Genomic DNA, 15,539 nt, shown 5'->3' with positions numbered 1-15,539 from the left:
CAAGCGAGTGCCCTTCGCTTTGTGAATCTAACGCCGAAGGCTTGCGCATTTGTGGTTTCCCGCGATGGGATGATCCTTTGGTCTTGCCGCTCAAAGAGTGCCCCATACTTAAAAGCGTTCAAGTTCGGTGACGAGCTCCCCGCTCCATCAGCAGCCACGTGCTCTACTCGCGATGGCCTCTCAACAACACCGACCATCCAATCTGGGAACGCGTGGAGTGATTTTCAGTCGTGCCGTGAAAGCCAGTATTTTGATCGCACAGGAAGCGGCTATCAATACACTTGCATCGAATTTACAGGTTAGTTTGACCGCCGTGAGGCCAGCGTGATTTCAGCTGGTATCTGCGGCATGCGAACCTCAGCAAGCCTACCCTCGCTCAATCCTCTGGCTTGAGCTTGAAAAACTCTTCCATCGCCTCGATTAGGTCGTCTTCAAGGCTGGACGTGTCAGAGAAACGAAGCTGCTGCCACGCCCTAAGGTTAAATCCAATCGCGCTATCCCCGGCCAGTTTGGCTTGGTCTGCAATCAGGATGAAGTTGTCTTGCGACCCGCCACGTCCCTTGTTCAAACCCATCATGTAGCCGACTTCGTGGTAGACGTTCTTGTTGCCTTGGGTCAGGTCGGCGATCAACAAACCTGACCCGTCGATGACGTTCAGGATTTCGTCGTTGATTGTGTAGGAGTGACCCTTGATCACGCGGTCGATCCGGATCGGCTTGAGCGCCAGACCCAACTGCTTGAGCTTGTGCTTCTCGTTAAGCCGGGTAATCGCCTTTTCAATCGCCTTATAGACAGCGTCTGTATGCTTGCCGAACTCCATCGACACAAAGACTTCTCGGCTACGGGCCTTCAAGATGCTTTCGAACACCTCGACAAGGCTCGCGGCGTCCACTGCTTGGGTCTGGCCCAGGTGGTAGTGGTAGCCCAGACCGCGCGTGGTGCCTGACGGGGTGAGGCGGTCGATGCGGTTGCTTGTCACCCAGCGGGCGAAGGCGGGAAGTTGGGCACCACCGTTCTTGTAGGCGAAATGGACGGCGGCAGTCAGCACGCCATGGCAACCGGCCTCGCGCAATTGCTTGTGGTGGTCCCCCTCATACATGGTGTTGGTTCGCTTCAATGCCTCGCGTACAGGGCCGATCAGTCCCGCGATCTCTTCGGCGGTCGCGGCCCTTCCAAGGGCTTCATCCCTAGCCATTAGAAACTGGGACAGGCCAAGCGCTAAGGTGTGCTTGTTCGCAAAATGCTTGGCCAAGCCGGACAGGAACCGCACGTCGAACTCGGGCAACAGCTTGCGGGCCATCAGATAGGCCGGGCCAAGGCTGGGGTTGCTGACCAGATCGGCATCCTTGAACAGCGACCCATCCCCTTCTTCCAAGATCAGCCGCAAGTTCTCTTCCGAGGTGAGCGGTATCTGCTTGGCATTGATGTTATGGAAGACAACCTTTTCGAACTGCCGAGCCAGCGTTGGGTCTTGATGCAGAACGATGCAAAACGGCGTTTCCAGCCTGTAGGTCGCTTCGCCCGCCTTTACGTCTTTCGCGGCACTGAGGCGATGGTTCCCGTCGATGCGGAACAGCTTCACAGCATCATCGGCGTCCATCTCGGCATCGGGCAGTTCCAGATAGACTAGCGTCGGGGCATTCGTGCCGCCGACCGTCTCCAATGCCTTGGGCAGTTTTGTGGACTGCACCGTGATCTTGAGGCCGTTGACGTTCGACACAAACCCCTTGCCGGTGAACAGGTCGCCAAGCGGATCGACGGCGCGGCCCCGCGCCTTGTCGAAGTCAAACCGAAGCGATGCCGACAACACCACCTCTGGGAAGAACAGGAACTGGCGATCCGCGAGGAACCGCTCAATCTCGGCCTTGTGGGTGTCGATCAGGTTGCGCTGATAGGCGGGGTCAAAGCGCGAGCAACGGGCCAGGTCGCCAAGCGGGGCCACCCCCCGGATCACCATGAAGCCGCCCAGCGAAGAATGCAGGATACCGGACAGGATCATGGTGCAATTCCGTTCAACAATTGGTCTTCGAACCGCTGACGTGCGGCTTGCCAGATCGAGTGGGCTTCGATTTCGAGCTTCTGCGCCTCGACATGGCGGCGCTCGACTTCATCACATATTCGCTGCTGTGTCGCCTTGTCGGGAAGCGGGATGAGGACCTTGCCAAGCTCTTCCTGCGTGATCGCCGGGTAGTTGCCCCCGCTTGACCGGCGCAGCATTTGGTCAAGGCAGACGCTTAAGCGTAGCATCGTCCAGACAAACCGGGCCGATGTGCGGTCCGTATCTACATCGCAAATGACCGCGAAGCCCGTTGAGGCGATGCAGCCCTCATGCTGGTCATCCAGCAAAGCAATTGATCCGTGATGCGGTCGTGTCAAACTGACGAGTATGTCGCCCGGTCTTGTGACCATCCTCGCACGGCTGGGGGCGTTTTCGACCGCAACACGATTTGGAACAGCACGACCTGTGACACGATCAACGCCGCTGATTTCGATGTAGTCAAAACTGGCTTCCGGATGGGCTTTTGCGTCCCATGTCTTGTCCGAGAACTCGACAATCTCGCCCAAAATAGCATGAGGCTTTTCCGCGATCTCCCGTTCAACCTCTAGGAATGCAGGCGAATGGAAAAAGGGGTCAAGGCGGGTCACTGCGACCAACCGCTTCGTTGCGAAAACAGAACTAACTTTGGGCAATGATAGAACTATGCCCAGCTCGTTCAGGACCAGGCCGTTTATCTCTGCAACGATTTCCCTTGCCCTTCCAAGGGCGTGGTCACGACTTGATTTCCCACTAAGCAGAACTTCCACTAGGCGCGCCTGTTGCGACAGCGGCGGGACTGGCACATTCAATTCTTCCAAGAAGGTCGCAGGCACCCTTTGATGGCCCGATGAACCGGCAAAGGCTCCCTGCGCCGCAAAAAGCAGTCGCGGCATCGAGAGAAGCGCCCACAGAAATTCGGGCAGGGCTTTCTGTCCTGCTCGCAAGACATGGAATTCTGTCGATCCGCTGCCAACCCCATTCGTCAAGCCACGCACCAGAGCAGATTTTCCGTTTTGCATGCAGGGCGTGATCTTCGCCCAGATCACGTCATTGTCTGCAAATGCGGTGTAGCCCTTTCGGACCTCGGCAACGGGCCGGACCGTCGGATGGAAGGTATTGGTGTTCTCCTCCACGGCTTCCATAGGCAGGAATGAAACCGGCGCGTCATCTTCCAAGGATTTCAGATCGACCTTGGGATTGATCTCAGCCACCTCGGGATGACCCAATGGCAGGATCGGCCAGGGTGCTGCCGCCAGATCAGCGCGAAGCTGTTTCAAAGCCACGACCTGCGGGCTGACTGATAGTGTCATGGAGGATGCTTCCCCCCGCTTCACCGCAAAGCAGACAGCCTGCCCAGCGGGAACGGGGGTTAGACGAAAAAAGGCGTCGGGTCCCGCTGGAATGCTGCGTATTGGCCAAGAAGGCCGCTGCCCGGCGTGACGTTGCGGTGCCGTTCCGTCCAAACGCCGGGCTTTTTCCCTTCGCCGGGCTTCCAGTCATAGACCACCCGCCAATCGAACAGGTCGCTGCGGTGACGTTCGACCCGTTCCACCTCGGGCGTCTCGCTTAACACCTCGATCTGGTAGGTATTCCGCCCGGCGGCGTCGTAGCCGATGTTCTCGGCCATCGCCATGAAGATGGGTTCGTCATCGCTGACCGAACCGACCACAACGATCTCCTTGCCCTCGCGCTTGGTGATTGAGAAGGGGCGCTTTTCAAGGAAGACAACGCTGGACTTCACGCCTGCGCCGAAATGGGCAAAGGCGAACTGCGGTAGCGACACCACGGCCAGAACCTTGAACCGTTCCAACAGCCAGTCGCGGACCCCTTGCAAGCTGGCGTTTGTCAGCAGGCCATCAGGCAGCACGACCGCAGCCTGTCCGCCCGGTTTCAGAAGCTGCCAGATGCGTTCGACATAGATGATCTCGGTCTTGACGCTGGACCGCTGCTTGATCGACTTCTTGCCGGAGCTGGGGCTGCGGGCGTCATCGTCCTCATCTTCGCCCGCCGTGCCCTTGGCGACGTAGCGCGATAGTTCATAGCTGCTGAGGTAGGTGTGCAGTTCCTCTTTCACCACGGCCCCGAAAGGCGGGTTTGTCGGGATTTTCGAGAAGCCCTTGCTCTCGTCCCGCCGCCCGGTCATCCGGTCGATGCCCATGATGCGGGCAAAGGTTTCGTTGCGATCTGCGATCACCGTCAGGGGTTCAAGGGCGTCGTTGCCGATGACGTTGGTGTGGCCGTCATCGTGGACGATCATGTTCATCTTGGCGACGCGGGCGATCTCTTCGTTGATCTCGATCCCGAACAGACGTTTTCCAGCGAAGTCGTGCCAGTAGCTGAAATGCTGCGGGCTGTCTTCGGGGTAGAATTCGCTGGCCTGTTTGCGAATATGGTCAAGCGCATGCAGCAGGAAGCCGCCCGAGCCACAAGCCGGGTCCATGACGGTGTCATCGCTTTCGATGTTGAGCATCTGGATCGAGAAGGCGATGATGTTGCGCGGCGTGAAATACTGGCCGAAGTCGCCCTTGAAAAAGCCGTCCATGAACTGCTCAAACGCGACCCCTTTGGTGTCCAGGTCGGTCGCGGTGAGGTTCACGCCTTCAAGGTGAAGCACGACGTTCTTCAAAGTGACGTCGTCGATTTTGATCCCCTCGTTGAAGACTTCGGGGTCTTTCTTCTGCTCGGCCTCATAGAGCGCGCGGATACGGCCTGCGAGCCTGTCCGGCGTTTCGTTAGTCTTGATCTGGAACTCGTAGGGCTCGCCTTTCCGACGCGGCTTCTTCTCGTCACGTGTCTTGACGAAGATCAGCTTGCAAAGCTCACCGAACGCGGTCGGCGGCGAAAGACGGCCCCCGCCCCAAAGCGTCTGGTGGCACTTGCGGATGGTCTTGATCAGGTCATCGCGCCCCACCGCCGAGATATCGGGTTTCGGGGGCGCGGCGAAGTAATACTTGAACTCTTCGGGCTTGCCGAACTTCACGGGAAGGTCGGCAACTATATTCGCTTCACGCTCCAGAGCACCGAAGTTGTCGGAGCAATCATAAAAGGCCCGCGTCTGCCCCGCGATCACGCCGATATATTCGGCACGGAACTTGTGGGCATGGCCATTCCCAAAAGCCTGTTCAATGGCCTGCTTTAATTCTGTGTCGGTAACGCCATCTCGCTTGCATTCGATTACGGCAAAAGGTCTGGTTCGCGCTTTGTCGCGGAAAACGACAATGTCTGCACGATCATAAGGGACCCGGTCGGGAACAGTAACTTCAACTCCGATAAATTCAGGATCATATCCATATCGGTAAATTAGTTCGGCGTAATAGGCGGCACGAACCTTTTCCTCTGGATCGCTCCATTTCTCGGCAACATTACATGCGACATAGCGGACCTTTTCAGATTTGCCACTGGCAATGATCTGGATATGGCCATCTTCTAGTGCTCGTCCGAGCCAATCTTGTCCCGAGGCATTTGCCATTTTCTTTCCCGACATCGAAAACACGCGGCCTGACACCACTTTGCTCTTTTGTTCCATGTCGATGGTCTGGGAGCAAGTGGGGCTCCGCACCATTTTGAGGCAGGAAGTTTTGGGGGCGTGTGCTGAGCTGGCGGAAATGCGAGTATCGAGGGGAGGTCGTCCAGTGGGAGGATGAATCCGGATGTGGAGCGACTAAACGCTGAGAGCAGTAGGCGAAGCGATGAGGTTGCCACCGCAAGCACCGCGTAGCAAAAACACAAAAGCCAGCAGAGCGATCTCTAACGGCCTCAAGCGCTCAACCTGCGCAGATTTCCCAACAAAATGGACAATCTTCCGTCATGAATGGAAGATCTATCCGTCACTTTTCAAGGATGAAATGGTGGAGCCAAGGGGAGTCGAACCCCTGACCTCTTGAATGCCATTCAAGCGCTCTACCAACTGAGCTATGGCCCCACCGGAGGTCTGCAAGTGACGCTTCGTCTCTCGCTGAGGGGCGTATAGTTGCCCCCGCCGGGGGCCGCAAGAGGAAAAATCGAAACGCTTTCGGCTTTTTCCGCGGTCGCTGTCCCATCAATCTGTAAGCGCGCTGCGCCATCCGGCAGATTGACAAATCGCAAGCCAAGGGTTACCGACCGGTTGGTAAGTTAAGAGGGTCCGATGCGGAAGGCGATTGCCCGTGACACGATTCTGGACGCCGCCACCATCGTGGCGCAACGGGACGGTGCGTCGCGGCTGACGATCGAGGCCGTGGCTCGCGAAGTCGGGCTGAGCAAGGCCGGGCTGCTCTATACCTTTTCCAGCAAGGACGCGCTGATGTCCGCCCTGCTGGAACGCATGATCGACAAGTTCAGCGCCAGGGTCTGCCCAAACGAGGGCAAGTCCGAGCGCGGTTGCAGCGATATGCGCGCCAAGCTTGATGCGATGCTGGGGCTGATGGGCGAAGACATGCCTCTGGCCCATGCGATCCTTGTGGCGGGCGCGCATAATCCTGCGCTTCTGGACCCGTTGCGCAACCATATCGCCGAGGAAACGCGCGAGGTGCTGGAGGGGCTGTCCGATCCGGTCGGCGCGCTGGTCCTGCTGTCGGCGATGGACGGGATGCTGTTGCAGCACCTTCTGGGGCTTCCGCCCACCGACCCTGAACTGCGCCGCCAGATGCTTGAACGCATCGAAGTAATGATTTCCGAATTCGAGGTCCGGTCATGACCAGCCTGCGTCTTTCCCTGTTTCTCGGCCTTGTCCCGCTGCTGCTGGCGGGCTGCATCCCCGATGCCAGCGCCGATACCGCAACCGAGGCCGAGGCGCCGCCCGCGCTGGTCGTGCCGCTGGTGACGGCGGCGCCCGATTCCCGCGCGGAATCGCGCAGCTTTGTCGGCCGGGTCGAGCCCCGCCGCACCGTCGATCTGGCATTCCAGGTGCAGGGCCAGATGGTCGAGCGTCCGGTTTCGGAAGGCGACCGGGTCGAGGAAGGCGCGCTGATCGCGCGGCTGGATGCGGTGTCCTACGAACTGGCCGTCGCCCGCGCCGAGGCCGTCAACACCCAGGCCCTGGCCGAGTTCGAGCGCGCGAACACGCTGGTTGACCGTGTCTCGACCCGCGCGCGGCTGGACAGCGCCGAGGCCGAACGCGTCCAGGCCCAGATCGCCCTGAGCGAGGCGCGCCGCGCGCTGGACCAGACGACGATCACCGCGCCCTTTCCCGCGCTGGTCGCCCGCACGCTTGTCGAGGAATATGCCAACGTCACCCCCGCCGTGCCGATCCTGCGCCTGCAGGACATCAGCGAGATGCGCGTGGTGATCTCGCTGCCCGAGACGCTGGCCGCGATAGCGCGCAGCAATGCCGGGGCCTTTGTGGCCGAGGCAACCTTTCCCGCGCTGGCCGATCTGCGCCTGCCGCTGGAATTGCGCGATTTCGTGACCGAGGCCGATCCCGTCGCCCAGACCTACGATGTCAGCTTTGCCATCCAGGGCGCGCTGGACCCGAGGCTGCTGCCCGGGATGACCGCGAATGTCCATATCTCGCCGCGCAACGACGTCGCGCGCATCAGCCTGCCGACCGGGGCCATCGACACGACGGGGCCGGACGGGCCGCGCGTCTGGGTCTTTGACCCGCAGGCCGGGACGGCCAGTTCGCGCAAGGTCACGCTTGGCCTGCCGCAGGGAGGATCGATCGTGATCGCCGAAGGGCTGCAGGCGGGCGATTCCGTCGTCGCCGCGGGCTGGTGGCAACTGACCGAGGGCGCGCCCGTGCGTCCCGGCAACCTCTGAGGATCGGCGGACATGCGTGCCTCTATCGCCGCCGCTTCGATCCGGCGCCCGGTCTCGGTCTGGATCATCATCCTCATCTGCGTCTTTGGTGGCCTCTGGGGCATGGGAAGCGTCGGGCGCCTTGAGGATCCGGGCTTCACGCTGAAGACCGCGCTGGTCTTCACGCCCTATCCCGGCGCCACCGCCGACGAGGTCGAATCCGAGGTCAGCGAACCTCTGGAAAGCGCCATCCAGCAGATGCCGCAATTGCGGCGCATCGAATCGAAGTCGATGCCCGGCCTGTCGCAACTGACGGTCGAGATCGAGGACACCTACGGCCCCGACCAGATGCCGCAGGTCTGGGACGAATTGCGCCGCCGGATCGGTGATGCGCGGGGCAGCCTGCCGCAGGGCGTCTACGATCCGATCATCAACGACGATTTCGGGGATGTTTACGGCCTCTATTACGCCGTCTCGGCCGAGGGGTATTCGCCCCGCCAGATGCGCGAGATCGCGCGTCAGCTTCGGCGCGGGCTGGTCACGGTGGACGGCGTCGCCAAGGTCGATATCGGCGGCCTGATCGAGGAAAACGTGGTGGTCGAGATCAGCTCGACCCGGCTGGAAAGCCTGGGCCTGCCGCCTGCGCAGCTGGTCGGCTCGATCGCGACGGACAACGCGGTTCTGGCGCAGGGCACCGTCGCCAGCGACCTGTCGCGGCTGCGTCTGGGCCTGCCGCCCGGCTATGCCACCCCCGAGGGGATCGAGGCGCTGCGCGTCGGTCAGGCGGGCACGACCGGCCAGCTGGGCCTGGCCGACATCGCCACCGTCCGGCGCGAAATCTCGGAGACGCCCGATCTGATCGTGACGCATGGCGGCGGGCAGGTCTTTACCCTTGGCGTCTCGGCCATCACCTCGCGCAACGTGGTCGAGGTCGGCCACGCGGTCGAGGCGCGGCTGCGCGAGCTGATGACCGAATTGCCCCCCGGCGTCACGCTGTCGCCCATCTACGAACAGCACAAGGTCGTCGATCAGGCTGTGTCGGGCTTCATCGTCAGCCTTGGGCAATCGGTCGCCATCGTGGTGGCGGCCTTGATGGTGGCGATGGGCTGGCGGGCCGGGATCGTGGTGGGCAGCACGCTGCTGCTGACTGTGATGGCCACCGTGATGTTCATGGCGATCTTCGGGATCGAGATGGAGCGCATCTCGCTTGGCGCGCTGATCATCGCGATGGGGATGCTGGTGGACAACGCCATCGTCATCGCCGAGGGGATGGTGATCGGCATCGACAAGGGCAAGACCGCCGAGGAAGCTGCCGCCGACACCGAGGCCGCGACCGGCATTCCGCTTCTGGGCGCGACGATCATCGGAATCATGGCCTTTTCCGGGATCGGACTTTCGCCTGATGCGACGGGCGAGTTCATGTTCTCGCTGTTTGCGGTGATCGGCATTTCGCTGCTTCTCAGCTGGGTGCTGGGCGTCACGGTCACGCCCTGGCTAGGCGCGTGGCTGCTGCGACCCTCCGGAAAGGCGGGGGGCGATCCCTATGCGGGGCGGCTTTACCGGGTCTATGGCTGGCTTCTGCGCGGCAGCCTGCGCGCGCGCTGGCTGGTCGTGGCGGCTGTGGCGGCGACCACCGTAGCCTCGATCATGGCTTTCGCGGGCGTCAAGCAGCAGTTCTTCCCGGCCTCGACCACGCCGCTGTTCTATGTCCATTACAGCCTGCCGCGCGGCGCCGATATCGCCTCGACCCAGGCCGATCTGGAACGCATCGCCGCCCGGCTGGCCGAAGCGCCGGGCGTGACGGATGTGACCACCTTCGCGGGCGGCGGCGCGGCGCGCTTCATGCTGACCTATCCCCCCGAACAGCCCGACCCGTCCTATGGCCTTGCGCTGGTGCGGATGCAGCGGGCCGAGGACATTCCCGCCCTGGCCGCCGAACTGTCCCGAACGCTGCCCGCGGAATTCCCCGCAGGCCATCTGCGGATCGAGGAACTGGTCTTCGGCCCGCCCACCGGCGCGGATGTGGCGCTGCGGATCTCGGGCGATGATCCGGCGGTGCTGCGCGCGCTTGCGGCACAGGCGCAACAGATCATGCGCGACAGCGGCGTGCTGCGCGATCTGCGCCACGACTGGCGCCAGCCGGAACTGGCCATCGTGCCCATGGTGGACGAGGCGCGGATGCGTCTGGCGGGCATCACCCGCAGCGCCATCGCGGACACGATCCTCTATGGCAGCTCGGGCCTGCGCGCCGGGTCTCTGCGCGAGGGGGACACGCAGCTGCCGATCCTGCTGCGCCGCCCCGAGGCCGAACGCAGCGGCCCCGAAGGCCTGATCGACCTGTCGGTCTGGTCCGAGGGCGCGGGCGGCTACGTCCCCATGAGCCAGGTCGTGGACCGGATCGAGATGCGCGCCGAAGAGGCCCTGATCCATCGCCGCGACCGGGTCCGCACGCTGACCGTGCAGGCCGACGCCATCAGCGGGCTGACCGCCGATCAGGCCTTCCGCCAGTTGCGTCCGATGATCGAGGCCATGCCCCTGCCGCCCGGCTATTCGATCGCCTGGGGCGGTGAATATGAAAGCTCGACCGAGGCGCAGGCCTCGCTTGGGGCGCAGCTGCCGCTTGGCTTCCTGGTGATGCTGGTGATCTCTATTCTCATGTTCAACCGGCTGCGGCAGCCCGCGATCATCTGGCTGGTCGTGCCGATGTCGGTCACGGGCATGTCGCTCGGCCTTCTGGTGACGGGGCTGCCCTTCACCTTCACCGCTCTTCTGGGTCTGTTGTCCCTATCGGGGATGCTGATGAAGAACGCCATCGTGCTGGTCGAGGAAATCGACGCGCGCCGCCATGCGGGCGATCCGCCGCTTGCGGCGCTGGTCGATGGCGCGATCAGCCGGTTGCGCCCGGTGCTTCTGGCGGCGGTCACGACGATCTTCGGCATGTTGCCGCTGCTGGCGGATGCGTTCTTTGCCTCGATGGCGGTGACGATCATGGGCGGGCTGGCCTTTGCGACAGTGCTGACGATGATCGTGGTGCCGGTGCTTTACGGCCTGATGTTCGGCATCAGGGTCGGCGGCAAGGATACCGGCGGGGCTGGGGCAGCGGCGCCTGAGGCGGGCTAGGGCGGCCCAGTCCCGTCCGGGCGGCTTGCGCTGGCGGGCGAAACGTCCAATTGTCCCCGCAGCGGTGACCGGGCCTGCCCGAAAGGGCCCCGCCCGGTCGCATCCGCCGCGCCCCCGCGCGGCACGACATCGGATGAGGAACGACATGGACAGAACCACACTGGGCGGCAGCGACGTCGAGGTCAGCGCGATCTGCCTTGGCACCATGACCTTCGGCAACCAGACCGACGAAACCGAGGCCCATGCCCAGCTGGACGCCGCGCTGGATGTCGGCATGACCTTCCTCGATTGCGCCGAGATGTATCCCGTGAACCCGGTCCGCCGCGAGACGGTGGGCCTGTCCGAAGAGATCATCGGCCGCTGGCTGGCCCGGACCGGCCATCGCGACCGGGTCGAGATCGCCACCAAGATCACGGGACCCAGCCAGATGGTGCGCGACGGGGCGCCCTTTGACGGGGCGACGGTGCGGGCCTGCATCGACGCCTCGCTTCGGCGGATGCAGACGGACCGGATCGACCTCTATCAGCTGCACTGGCCGGTGCGCGGGTCCTATGCGTTCCGGCAGAACTGGGGCTTTGACCCGTCAGGGCAGGACAAGGCCCGGACCCTGGACCACATGGCCGACGTGCTGGAGGCTTTGGCCGAGGGCGTGCGCGCGGGCAAGCTGCGCGCCGTGGGCCTGTCGAACGAAAGCGCCTGGGGGCTGGCGCGCTGGTGCGATGTCGCCGACCGGATCGGGGCGCCGCGCATGGCCGCGATCCAGAACGAGTATTCGCTGCTCTACCGGATGTATGACACCGATCTGGCCGAGGCGGCGGTGAACGAGAACGTCACCCTCTTGGCATATTCGCCGCTGGCCGCCGGACTGCTCAGCGGCAAATATGCGGGCGGCGCGGTGCCCGAGGGCAGTCGGGCGGCGGTTGACAAGGCCTCGGGCGGGCAGGGCAATCTGGGCGGGCGCAAGACGGCGCGCGGGCTTGAGGCCGCATCCGCCTATGCCGCGCTTGCGGCCGAGCATGGCTGGGACCCGGTGCATATGGCGATTGCCTGGCAGCTGACGCGGCCCTTCGCGAATGTGCCGATCATCGGGGCCACGACCCTGCCGCAACTGCGCCACCTGATCGCGGGTCTGGGCAAGCCCCTGCCCGACGATCTGCGCCGCGCCATCGAGCGGCTGCACAAGAGCCATGCGATGCCTTATTGAGGGGCGCTATTGATGACGGGCGCGGGGCCTCTATCTTGAGGGCAAGTTCAAGAAAGTTCAGAGGGTAACCAGATGACAGGCGATCCCTATCAGGTGCTTGGCGTCGCAAGGACGGCCAGCGCGGAAGACATCAAAAAGGCCTATCGGCGCATCGCCAAGACCGATCACCCGGACCTTAACTCCGACCCCGAGGCGGTGGCGCGGTTCAAGGCGGCCTCGGCGGCTTACGACCTGCTGAAGGACCCCGAGCAGCGTCGCCGCTATGACGCGGGCGAGATCGACGGGCAGGGCCATGAACAGGCCCGCGCCCGCCATTCGCGCGCCCATGCGGGCGGGCCTTTCGGCGGCGGTCCCTTCGGCGGCGGTCCGGGGGCGGGTGATCCCGATCTGGGCGACGTCTTTGCTGACCTTTTCGGGCAGCGCGGCGGGCCGCGCGGTTTCGGCGGCTTCGGCTTTGGCGGGCGGGGCGGCGGCATGGACCGGCGCGGCGAGGATCTACGCCACGGGCTGGAGGTCGATTTCCTGACCGCCGCGCGTGGCGGTCGCATGGACCTGCTGATGCCCGACGGGGCCGAGATCAGCGTGACCATCCCCAAGGGCGTGCGAGACGGCCAGCAGATCCGGCTGCGCGGCAAGGGCGGGCCGGGTCTGGGCAAGGGTGCGCCGGGCGACGCCTATCTGGATGTCACGGTCGCACCGCATCCGGTCTTTCGCCGCGAGGGTGACGACATCCACATCGTCTTGCCGATCTCGCTGGACGAGGCCGTGCTGGGCGGCCGGGTCGAGGCGCCGACCATCGACGGGCCGGTCAGCCTGACCATCCCGGCGGGCGCGACCAGCGGCAGGCGGCTGAGGCTGCGCGGGCGCGGGATCGACGGGGGCGACCAGCATGTCGAGCTGCGGATCGCCATGCCCGCCAGCGTCGATCCGCAATTGCGCGCCTTCTTCGAGATCTGGCGCGAGGATCACGGCTATGATCCGCGCCGGGGCATGATGGACTAGCGCGGCGTTCGGCGGGCAGGCAGCGCGTCCAGCACCGCCTGTTGCTGGGTGGGCGTCATCGCGGACCAGCGCGCGATCTCGTCGAGGCTGCGCAGGCAGCCGGTGCAGAGCCCGCTGGCCGGGTCGATCCGGCAAAGCCGGATGCAGGGGCTGGCGGGGGCGCCCGGCGCAGTCATCTGGCGGCTGCTTCGTGTCGGACGGCGCGAGGGGGTCGGGGGACGGGCCGTGCAAAGCCCGGCCCGGACGCTGCCGCTTGGCCCCGCGCCGCGCTGCGCGCGGTGGCCCGCGGCGCGGTCTCAGCGCGCAAGATAGGACAGCCGGTCCAGCGCGCCTTGCAGGATGTAGCCTGCGGCGACCTGGTCGATCACCTCGGCCCGGCGCTTGCGCGACGTGTCATCCTCGAGCAGCGCGCGTTCGGCGGCGACGGTCGAGAGACGCTCGTCCCAATAGCCGATGGGCAGGGGCGTCAGCGCCGACAGGTTGCGGGCGAAGGCGCGCGTCGATTGGGCGCGGGGGCCTTCGCTGCCATCCATGTTGCGCGGCAGGCCGAGGATCAGCCCGGCCAGCGCCCGGTCCTCGATCAGCTTCAGAAGCTGCGCGGCGTCCTGCGTGAACTTGGTGCGGCGGATCACCATCAGCGGCGAGGCGACCTGGCGCAGCCCGTCGCTGACCGCCACGCCGATGGTCTTGGTGCCCACATCCAGCCCGGCCAGTCCGCCATGGCGGGGCAGCGCGGCGGCGAATTCGGTGATGTCCTCGTGGATCATTGGATCAACCCCGCCTGACGCGCGGCTTCGGCGATCGGGGCCAGCGCGGTTTCCGAACCCGCGAAGCGCACCTGCGCCTCGTCCCAGATCGCGCGGGCATCGGTCGCGCGGCCCAGAACCGAAAGCGACTGGATCAGCCGCGCCCATTCCTCGGGCGTGCCGCCCTCGGCGGCAAGGCGCGATTGCAGCCCGGCGACCATGCCCTCGATCATCTGCTGGCGGTCGGTTTCGGGCAGGGCCGTCGCGTCCTCGATGCTGGTGGCGTCGGGGCCGGGCAGGGGGGCCGTGACCGGCTCGGGGGGGACGTAATCGCCGATGCCGGCGAGCCAGGCCAGATCCTCGATCGAGGCGCGGATCGGCGGGATCCAGGACGCGCTTTCGGGGCCTTCCTCAAGCAGGCGGCGCCACAGCGGAAAGGCGCGGTCGGGGCGGCCGTTCTGGATCTGCATGACGCCCAGAAGATAGCGCGCCTGAGGCTGGGTCGGGTCGGCGCGCAGGGCGCGGACCAGAAGCTGCTCGGCCTCGGGGGTGATCAGGCCACCGGCGGCATCGATCATCAGGGTGGCAAGGCGCATCAGGTCGGTCGGGTCGGGCTGGTCGCCTTGCAGCGCGACCAGCCGTTCCGCGGCCTCGCGCGCGGCGGCGATGTTGCCTAGCCGCATCTCGTTCGTGACCAGCAGCGACAGGCCGCGCGGGTCGTCGGGGTTCTGTGCCACGGCGGCGCGCAGCTGATCGACCAGATCCAGCCATGCCGGATCGGCCTCACTCAGATCCACCGGAGAGCGCGGCGCTGCGGCGGCCTCGGCCTCGGCCTGGCTGGGGCGGGCGCGATAGGCGGCCTCGGCGGCGGCGAAGCGTTCGGCGATGGGCATGTCGGGCGCGCCCGGCACCCCCTCGCGCAGGTAAAGCGCGAAGCCCCCTGCCAGCAGCACGACCAGCACGATGGCGGCGACCGCGCCCCCGCCCTGCGGACCCGAGGGGCGGGCCTCGGTCAGGCGGCGGTCGGCATCTAGCACCTTGCGGCCGATCTCGGCGCGCAGGCGCTGCGCGTCGTCGGGTTGGATCACGCCGCGTTCCAGATCGCGGTCCACCTCGCGCAGCTGGTCGCGATAGACGCGCAGGTCATAGGCCGCCGCCGGTTCGCTGTTGGCCCGCCCGCGCCAGACCGGCGCCAGAACGACCAGAGCCACGATCGCCGTCATGGCGAGACTGATTATCCAGAACATCGCAATCCTCCGATTGCTCGCCTGATACCCGGCTTCGGCCGCGCACGAAAGCGCTGCCTTTGGCGCATCACGGCAATCTGTCCCCTGCCGGGTCTGACGCGACGCGACATCTGGCCCCCCGCCAAGACCGCGTGCTAGGCTTTGCCCGGTGGCACGCAAGGGGGACGCGTATCTTGGCGGCATTGATCCGGCTGTTTCTGGTCATGTTCGTGGTGCAGCTTGTGTTCTATGTGCTGTTGCGGATCTATGTCCGCTCGCTGCGGCTGGAGCGGCTGGAGAACCGGTGGGATGCGCGCCACCCCGATCAGGCGGGCGACACGCCCGCGCGGCGGGCTTTTATCGCGCGCTCGATGGTGGGGTTCGAACGCAGCCTCAAGGCGCGGCTGACGGCCCTGGTCTTCGTTCTGCCGACGCTGGCGGTGCTGGCCATCGTCATCGCGGTCAATTGGCGCTAGGAGGTGCCGTCC

12 protein-coding genes and 1 tRNA gene are annotated in these 15,539 nt (G+C 64.6%); 6 read left to right on the top strand and 7 right to left on the bottom strand.

What is annotated here, in order from left to right:
- Positions 1-376: 376 nt before the first annotated feature.
- The 4 genes from ACTZWU_RS13705 to ACTZWU_RS13690 all read right to left on the bottom strand — a co-directional run bounded on the left by ACTZWU_RS13705 (position 377) and on the right by ACTZWU_RS13690 (position 5,960).
- Positions 377-1,999: a hypothetical protein gene (locus ACTZWU_RS13705; protein WP_444737921.1), complete on the bottom strand. Its 1,623-nt coding sequence runs from the start codon at positions 1,997-1,999 to the stop codon at positions 377-379.
- Complete coding sequence (locus ACTZWU_RS13700) at positions 1,996-3,348, bottom strand: restriction endonuclease subunit S (RefSeq protein ID WP_444737920.1); 1,353 nt, start codon at positions 3,346-3,348, stop codon at positions 1,996-1,998. Before ACTZWU_RS13700 ends, ACTZWU_RS13705 begins: the two co-directional genes overlap by 4 nt.
- 59 nt (positions 3,349-3,407) lie before the next feature.
- Positions 3,408-5,564, bottom strand: coding sequence for a restriction endonuclease subunit M (locus ACTZWU_RS13695; protein WP_444737919.1), 2,157 nt, complete (start codon positions 5,562-5,564; stop codon positions 3,408-3,410).
- 320 nt (positions 5,565-5,884) lie between these two features.
- Positions 5,885-5,960 (bottom strand) — tRNA-Ala (locus tag ACTZWU_RS13690).
- Positions 5,961-6,164: 204 nt separating this feature from the next.
- Here ACTZWU_RS13690 and ACTZWU_RS13685 point away from each other — a divergent pair.
- The 5 genes from ACTZWU_RS13685 (at position 6,165) to ACTZWU_RS13665 (ending at position 13,079) form a co-directional block, all read left to right on the top strand.
- Positions 6,165-6,713 carry a TetR/AcrR family transcriptional regulator gene (locus tag ACTZWU_RS13685; RefSeq protein WP_444737918.1) on the top strand — a complete coding sequence of 183 codons (549 nt, stop codon included), beginning with the start codon at positions 6,165-6,167 and terminating at the stop codon, positions 6,711-6,713.
- The gene (locus ACTZWU_RS13680; RefSeq protein WP_444737917.1) at positions 6,710-7,774 is read left to right on the top strand and encodes an efflux RND transporter periplasmic adaptor subunit; all 1,065 of its coding nucleotides are present in this window, start codon (positions 6,710-6,712) and stop codon (positions 7,772-7,774) included. Before ACTZWU_RS13685 ends, ACTZWU_RS13680 begins: the two co-directional genes overlap by 4 nt.
- A 12-nt stretch (positions 7,775-7,786) precedes the next feature.
- On the top strand, positions 7,787-10,873 hold the full coding sequence (locus tag ACTZWU_RS13675; RefSeq protein ID WP_444737916.1) for an efflux RND transporter permease subunit: 3,087 nt from the start codon (positions 7,787-7,789) through the stop codon (positions 10,871-10,873).
- A gap of 145 nt (positions 10,874-11,018) precedes the next feature.
- Positions 11,019-12,077 (top strand): aldo/keto reductase, encoded by a 1,059-nt coding sequence (locus ACTZWU_RS13670; RefSeq protein ID WP_444737915.1) that lies wholly within the window; start codon positions 11,019-11,021, stop codon positions 12,075-12,077.
- A gap of 72 nt (positions 12,078-12,149) precedes the next feature.
- Positions 12,150-13,079 (top strand): DnaJ C-terminal domain-containing protein, encoded by a 930-nt coding sequence (locus ACTZWU_RS13665; protein ID WP_444737914.1) that lies wholly within the window; start codon positions 12,150-12,152, stop codon positions 13,077-13,079.
- Here ACTZWU_RS13665 and ACTZWU_RS13660 read toward each other — a convergent pair.
- The 3 genes from ACTZWU_RS13660 to ccmI all read right to left on the bottom strand — a co-directional run bounded on the left by ACTZWU_RS13660 (position 13,076) and on the right by ccmI (position 15,072).
- A complete protein-coding gene (locus ACTZWU_RS13660) occupies positions 13,076-13,255 on the bottom strand; it encodes a DUF1289 domain-containing protein (RefSeq protein WP_444737913.1) in 180 nt (59 codons plus the stop codon). The two genes, ACTZWU_RS13665 and ACTZWU_RS13660, sit on opposite strands and share 4 nt — an antisense overlap.
- Before the next feature lie 120 nt (positions 13,256-13,375).
- Complete coding sequence (gene ruvX, locus ACTZWU_RS13655) at positions 13,376-13,846, bottom strand: Holliday junction resolvase RuvX (protein WP_444737912.1); 471 nt, start codon at positions 13,844-13,846, stop codon at positions 13,376-13,378.
- Positions 13,843-15,072 carry a c-type cytochrome biogenesis protein CcmI gene (gene ccmI / locus ACTZWU_RS13650; RefSeq protein ID WP_444737911.1) on the bottom strand — a complete coding sequence of 410 codons (1,230 nt, stop codon included), beginning with the start codon at positions 15,070-15,072 and terminating at the stop codon, positions 13,843-13,845. The genes ruvX and ccmI overlap by 4 nt, the downstream gene beginning before the upstream one ends.
- Positions 15,073-15,245: 173 nt before the next feature.
- On the opposite strand from ccmI, the gene ACTZWU_RS13645 reads away from it, so the two are divergent.
- A complete protein-coding gene (locus ACTZWU_RS13645) occupies positions 15,246-15,527 on the top strand; it encodes a hypothetical protein (RefSeq protein WP_304617973.1) in 282 nt (93 codons plus the stop codon).
- The last annotated feature ends 12 nt before the right edge of the window (positions 15,528-15,539 follow it).

Origin of the sequence: Paracoccus sp. NSM (assembly GCF_052379855.1) — a bacterium.
GTDB lineage: Bacteria > Pseudomonadota > Alphaproteobacteria > Rhodobacterales > Rhodobacteraceae > Paracoccus.
Note: the sequence above shows the minus strand (reverse complement) of the source record. Positions and strands in the feature narration are given on the sequence as shown.